The 5,897-nt window shown below is 67.1% G+C and carries 7 protein-coding genes; all 7 read right to left on the minus strand.

The annotated features are described in order from the left end of the window. Positions 1 to 935 (minus strand): 1-deoxy-D-xylulose-5-phosphate reductoisomerase (gene dxr, locus DI526_RS22940; protein ID WP_304283224.1); only part of this gene is annotated, 935 nt, incomplete at its 3' end. Beyond that, positions 923 to 1,768 (minus strand): phosphatidate cytidylyltransferase, encoded by an 846-nt coding sequence (locus DI526_RS22945; RefSeq protein WP_304283244.1) that lies wholly within the window; start codon positions 1,766 to 1,768, stop codon positions 923 to 925. The genes dxr and DI526_RS22945, both read right to left, overlap by 13 nt. Further along, positions 1,728 to 2,507 carry a polyprenyl diphosphate synthase gene (uppS, locus tag DI526_RS22950; RefSeq protein ID WP_304283226.1) on the minus strand — a complete coding sequence of 260 codons (780 nt, stop codon included), beginning with the start codon at positions 2,505 to 2,507 and terminating at the stop codon, positions 1,728 to 1,730. Before uppS ends, DI526_RS22945 begins: the two co-directional genes overlap by 41 nt. Positions 2,508 to 2,555: 48 nt before the next feature. Then, entirely contained in the window at positions 2,556 to 3,122 is a 567-nt protein-coding gene (frr, locus tag DI526_RS22955; RefSeq protein ID WP_304283229.1) for a ribosome recycling factor, read from the minus strand. Positions 3,123 to 3,151: 29 nt separating this feature from the next. After that, positions 3,152 to 3,892: a UMP kinase gene (gene pyrH, locus DI526_RS22960; RefSeq protein WP_304283234.1), complete on the minus strand. Its 741-nt coding sequence runs from the start codon at positions 3,890 to 3,892 to the stop codon at positions 3,152 to 3,154. Between the two features lie 177 nt (positions 3,893 to 4,069). Further along, positions 4,070 to 5,008, minus strand: a complete 939-nt coding sequence (gene tsf / locus DI526_RS22965) for a translation elongation factor Ts (protein WP_304283237.1) — start codon at positions 5,006 to 5,008, stop codon at positions 4,070 to 4,072. 149 nt (positions 5,009 to 5,157) lie between these two features. Further along, the coding region (gene rpsB, locus DI526_RS22970) for a 30S ribosomal protein S2 (protein ID WP_304283240.1) at positions 5,158 to 5,897 on the minus strand (740 nt) is incomplete at its 5' end.

The raw sequence follows: 5,897 nt of genomic DNA on the forward strand, positions 1-5,897 counted from the left end.
CCGATCGAGGGGAAACGGTCGAGGTCCGGGGCCTCGAACGTCAGCTGGCCATAGGCGGCGAGATCCAGGCGCGGCGCCGGCCACGGCAGGCGGTCGGGCCAGGAGAAGGCGCAGGCGATCGGCGCGCGCATGTCCGGCGCCCCCAGCTGGGCGAGCGTCGAGCCGTCGACATATTCCACCAGGCTGTGAATCACGGACTGCGGGTGGATCACCACGTCGACACGGTCTTCCGGGGTTCCGAACAGGTAGGAGGCTTCGATCATCTCGAGCCCCTTGTTCATCATCGTCGCGGAATCGACCGAAATCTTGGCGCCCATGGACCAGTTCGGGTGAGCGATAGCCTGCTCCGGCGTCGCTTGGGCCATGGCGGCCTTGTCCCAGGCGCGGAACGGCCCGCCCGACGCGGTGAGGATCAGCCTCGCCACACGGTGGGCGCAGTCGGGCTGCAGAACCTGGAAGATGGCCGAGTGTTCGGAATCGACGGGAATCACGGAGCCGCCCGCGGCCTTGGCGATCGCCAGAAGCGCCGGACCGGCGCAGACGAGGCTTTCCTTGTTCGCCAGGGCGATCACAGCCCCGGTGCGGGCGGCGGCGACCGTCGGCGCCAAGCCCGCCGCGCCCACAATGGCCGACATAACCCAGTCCGCGCCCATGGCGGCGGCCTCGATGATCGCGGCCGGGCCAGCGGCCGCCTTGACGCCGCTGCCAGCAAGTCCGTCCCTCAAAGCGGGAAGCTTGGCTTCGTCCTCGATTACGGCGACGACGGGCCGCCAGCGCAGGGCCTGCTCCAGCAGTCGCTCGACATTGCGTCCGGCCGTCAGCGCCAGGATCTCCACCGGCGCGCCGGACTCTTCGAAGAGGCTCAAGGTCGAAAGGCCGATCGATCCGGTCGAGCCTAAAACCACCACCTTGCGTGGCGAGGTCAATGCGCCCATCCCCAGTGATCGACGAGACGTACGGCGGCGATGACGATGGCCGCGAACATCAGGCCGTCGACGCGGTCCAGCAGACCGCCATGGCCCGGAATGATGTCGCCGCTATCCTTGACGCCAAAACGCCGCTTCAGCATCGATTCCCACAGGTCGCCGGCCATGGTCGCCAGGCCGCCAAGGAAGCCGACAAGCGCCGCCGCAGGCCACACGAGCTTCAGCTGGGCGAAGTGCGCGACCAGGACCGCGCCGATCGTCGCCGCCACCAGCCCTCCGATAAAGCCCGACCAGGTCTTGTTGGGCGAAATCTGCGGCCACAGCTTGGGGCCCTTGAGGATGCTCCCGGCGACATAAGCGAAGATGTCCGCGAACCAAGTGACGACAAACAGCAGGAGCGTCCACCAGAGGCCGTCGGGCAGCGACCGCACCCACACCAGCGCGATCACGGCGGGGGCGATATAGACCACACCATAGGCGGCGTCGGCGCGTCGTTCGACGGCGCCCCGCGCGATCAGACCAGCCAGGAACGCGCCGACCAGAACAACCGACCACGCGATGAAGAACTGGTGCAGGAACGCGGCGATCACCGCGACCATGCAAAAGACCGCGACCACGGCGCCGACGGCGCGCGGCGCCTTCGGGGCGCTGATCTTGCCCCACTCCCGGGCCAGCAGGGCCACGCAGATCAGGGCCAGCGCCAGGAACCAGGGGCCGCCCAGCCACACGGCGGCCACGACCGTAGGCACGAGCACGGTGGCCGAGACCACGCGCATTCGGAGATTGCCCCAGTTGAAGCGCTTAGCCGGCGACGGCGACGTCATCGGCCGCGACCCCTCCATAGCGTCGGTCACGGCGACGGTACTCGGCGATCGCGGCCGCCAAGCCTTCGGGACCATAGTCGGGCCAGAGCACGTCCTGGAAGACGAGCTCGGCGTAGGCGCAGTCCCACAGCAGGAAGTTCGAGATCCGACGCTCGCCGCTCGTCCGCACGATCAGGTCGGGCGGCGGGGCGGCGCCTGTCGAGAGAAGCTGGCCAAAGGTTTCCTCGGTCAGGTCCGAAGGCTTGGCTTCGCCCCGGGCGACCTTTTCGGCGAACGCGCGCGCAGCATCGGCGATGTCGGCCTGTCCGCCATAGTTGAAGGCGACCTGAAGCACGAAATCACTGTTCTGGGCGGTGCGCCGCTCAGCCCGCTCGATCACCTCGGCGATGTCCGGCGACAGGCCGGCGCGACGACCGATGATGCGCACCCGCACCCCAGCCTTCGCCAGACGCTCGAGATCGGATTCCACATAGGCCTTGAGCAGGCCCATCAGCTCGGAGACTTCCTGGGGCGGACGACGCCAGTTCTCGGTCGAGAATCCGAACACCGTCAGCACGCCGACGTTTTGCTCCTGGGCGCCCTCGACCGTGCGCTTGAGCGCATTGACCCCGGCGCGGTGGCCCAGGACGCGCGGCATGCCCCGCTGCTTCGCCCAGCGGCCATTGCCATCCATGATAATGGCCACATGCAGTCGCTGGTCGGACGCGCCGCCCGGGGCGCGCGCCGAAACATCCTGCAAGCCGGTGGTCGGCGACATCCGCTTCAACCTTCCCTCGTCCTCTCCCCTACGCGACGGGAAGGGCGATCAGACCTGCATGATCTCTTGTTCTTTGATTTTCAAGGCCTCGTCGATGCGCTTGATGGCTTCGTCGGTCATCTTCTGGACCTCGGTTTCCATCTTCTTGCGCTCGTCCTCCGCGACGGCGCCGTCCTTTTCCGCCTTCTTGAGGTCGTCGTTGGCGTCACGACGCACGTTGCGGACAGCGATCTTCTGCTGCTCGGCGTACTTGCCGGCGATCTTCTGAAGATCCTTGCGGCGCTCTTCGGTCAGGGGCGGAATCGGAATGCGCAGGTTCTGGCCTTCCACGACGGGGTTCAGGCCCAGGCCCGAAGCGCGGATCGCCTTCTCGACCGAAACCACGACGCCGCGGTCCCAGACGCTGACATTGATCTGGCGCGGCTCGGGCACGCTGACCGAAGCCACGGCGTTCAGCGGCGTGGTCGAGCCATAGGCCTCGACCATCACCTGGTCCAGCAGGCTGGCCGAAGCCCGGCCCGTGCGCAGGCTGCCAAACTCTTCCTTCAGAGCGGCGACGGCCTTGTCCATGCGATCGCGATAGCGCGACAGGACAGGTTTTTCGGCGGCGGCCATGACGGGCTCTCCTCGCTTCTTACTGAATTCTAGGCGGTGCGGTCTTGGGCGACCACGGTGTGGGTGCCCTCGCCCCGCAGGACGCTGAGCAGGTTGCCGCGCCCCTTGATCGAAAAGACGATGATCGGAATGTTGCTGTCGCGCATCAGCGCCACGGCCGAGGCGTCCATGACGCGCAGGTCCTTGGCCAGGACGTCCATATAGGTCAACCGGTCATAGCGCTGGGCCGTCGGATCCTTCTTGGGATCGGCGGTGTAGACGCCATCGACGCTGGTGCCCTTGAACAGGGCGTCGCACTGCATCTCGGCCGCCCGCAGGGCCGCGGCGGTGTCGGTGGTGAAGAACGGATTGCCGGTGCCGGCGGCGAAGATCACGACCCGGCCCTTTTCCAGGTGACGCTGGGCGCGGCGGCGGATGTAGGGCTCGCAGACCGTGGCCATCGGAATGGCGGACTGAACGCGCGTCTGAACGCCGATGCGTTCCAGCGCGTCCTGCATCGCCAGGGCGTTCATCACGGTGGCCAGCATGCCCATGTAGTCGGCGCTGGAGCGTTCCATGCCCTTGGCCGCCCCGGCCATGCCGCGGAAGATGTTGCCGCCGCCGATGACCAGGCAAAGCTCGACGCCCGAGCGGACGATTTCCGCGACGTCCTCGGCCACCGACTGGACGGTGTTGGTGTCGATGCCATAGGGCGTCTCGCCCATCAGGACCTCGCCCGACACCTTCAGCAGAACACGGCGATATTTCTGGGGCGCGCTGGTATCGGACATGGACCGCTGTTCCTGAGTCGTCGGCACGCACATTACGTGCGTTCTACAAAACTGAGAGGTGTTTTGCCAACCAGGGCTGTGACAGCGGCTGGTGGGCGCAAAAAGGGCGCGGCGCGCGTCTAGACGCGCCGCGCCCTGAATGTCTGCCGGGCGCCGAGCGGCGTCCTACGGAAGGCCTTAACCTTGGCCGGTCATGGAAGCGACTTCGGCGGCGAAGTCGTCCTGCTTCTTTTCAACGCCTTCGCCCAGGGCCAGACGGGTGAAGCCCTTCACGGTGATCGGCGCGCCCAGGGTCTTGGCGGTCTCGGCGACCAGCTGCTCGACGGTCTGGTCCGGGTTCATGACGAAGGCTTGCTTCAGCAGCACGACTTCTTCCAGGAACTTGCGGATGCGGCCTTCGATCATCTTCTCGACGACGGCCGGCGGCTTGCCCGATTCCAGGGCCTGCTCGGTGAACACGGCCTTTTCACGCTCGATCGCGGCCGGGTCCAGATCGTCCGGCGACAGCGACAGCGGCGAGGTCGCGGCGACGTGCATGGCGATCTTGCGGCCCAGCTCGCGCAGGGCGGCCTTGTCGCCGGTCGACTCGAGGGCGACCAGCACGCCGATGCGGCCGAGGTCCGGCGCGGTGGCGTTGTGGATGTACGAGGCGACGACGCCGTTCTCGACCGTCCACTTGGCGGCGCGACGGACCATCATGTTCTCGCCGATCGTGGCGATCAGGTTGGTCAGGTGGTCTTGAACGGTCTCGCCGCCGGCCAGCGTGGCCGCGGTGATGGCTTCGACCGAACCGTCGGTGCCGATGGCGGCGCCGGCGATCTGGCGCGCGGCGCCCTGGAACAGGTCGTTACGCGACACGAAGTCGGTCTCGGCGTTCACTTCGACGGCCGTGGCGGTTTCGCCCGCGCCCTGCTCGGCCGTGGCGATGGCCACCAGACCTTCGGCGGCGGCGCGGTCAGCCTTCTTGGCGGCCTTCGAGAGACCCTTGGCGCGCAGCCAGTCGATGGAGGCTTCGATGTCGCCGTTGTTCTCAGCCAGCGCCTTCTTGCAGTCCATCATGCCGACGCCGGACTTTTCGCGCAGTTCCTTGACGAGGGCGGCGGTGATCTCAGCCATCGAGTGTCTCCAGATTCAAACGGTTAGCGACCGGGCCTGTGGCCCGCCAAATCTATAAGCATTGGGACCGGGCTTATTAGCCCGGTCCCGTGTCAGGGTCGCGACGGTCCTCAGGCCAGGTGCTCACCCGGCCGAGAACGCGTGGGAAATCAGCCTTCGGCCGATTCCGCAGCCGCTTCGGCGGCCGGAGCTTCCGGAGCCAGTTCGCGGGCCAGGGCCGGCTCGACCGGAGCGACCGAGGCGCCCAGGTCCACGCCAGCAGCGGCTTGACCGGCGGCTAGGCCGTCCAGGACAGCGTCGGCGATCAGGTCGCAGTACAGCTGCAGGGCGCGGGCGGCGTCGTCGTTACCCGGGATCGGATAGGTGATGCCGTCCGGATCGCAGTTGGTGTCGAGGATGGCGACGACCGGGATGTTCAGCTTGCGGGCTTCCAGGATCGCGATCGCTTCCTTGTTGGTGTCGATCACGAACATGATGTCGGGGATGCCGCCCATGTCCTTGATGCCGCCCAGCGACAGTTCCAGCTTGTCGCGCTCGCGGGTCAGCTGCAGCAGCTCTTTCTTGGAGCGGCCTTGACCTTCGCCAGCCAGGACGCCTTCCAGCTCGCGCAGACGCGCGATCGAGCCCGAGACGGTGCGCCAGTTGGTCAGGGTGCCGCCGAGCCAGCGGTGGTTCACGTAGTACTGGGCGCAGCGCTTGGCGGCCGTGGCGACCGGATCGCTGGCCTGGCGCTTGGTGCCAACGAACAGCACGCGGCCGCCGGCGGCGGCGACTTCACGGACCTTCACCAGGGCCTGGTGCAGCAGCGGGATCGTCTGCGACAGGTCGATGATGTGGATGTTCGAGCGCGAACCGAAGATGTAGCGGTCCATCTTCGGGTTCCAGCGGT

This window comes from Caulobacter segnis, assembly GCF_003243465.1.
Lineage (GTDB): Bacteria > Pseudomonadota > Alphaproteobacteria > Caulobacterales > Caulobacteraceae > Caulobacter > Caulobacter segnis_A.

Coding starts and splice junctions, on each gene's coding strand:
- frr (WP_304283229.1), bottom strand. CDS start 3,122: ATGGCCGCCGCCGAAAAACCTGTCCTGTCGCGCTATCGCGATCGCATG.
- pyrH (WP_304283234.1), bottom strand. CDS start 3,892: ATGTCCGATACCAGCGCGCCCCAGAAATATCGCCGTGTTCTGCTGAAG.
- tsf (WP_304283237.1), bottom strand. CDS start 5,008: ATGGCTGAGATCACCGCCGCCCTCGTCAAGGAACTGCGCGAAAAGTCC.
- uppS (WP_304283226.1), bottom strand. CDS start 2,507: ATGTCGCCGACCACCGGCTTGCAGGATGTTTCGGCGCGCGCCCCGGGC.
- DI526_RS22945 (WP_304283244.1), bottom strand. CDS start 1,768: ATGGAGGGGTCGCGGCCGATGACGTCGCCGTCGCCGGCTAAGCGCTTC.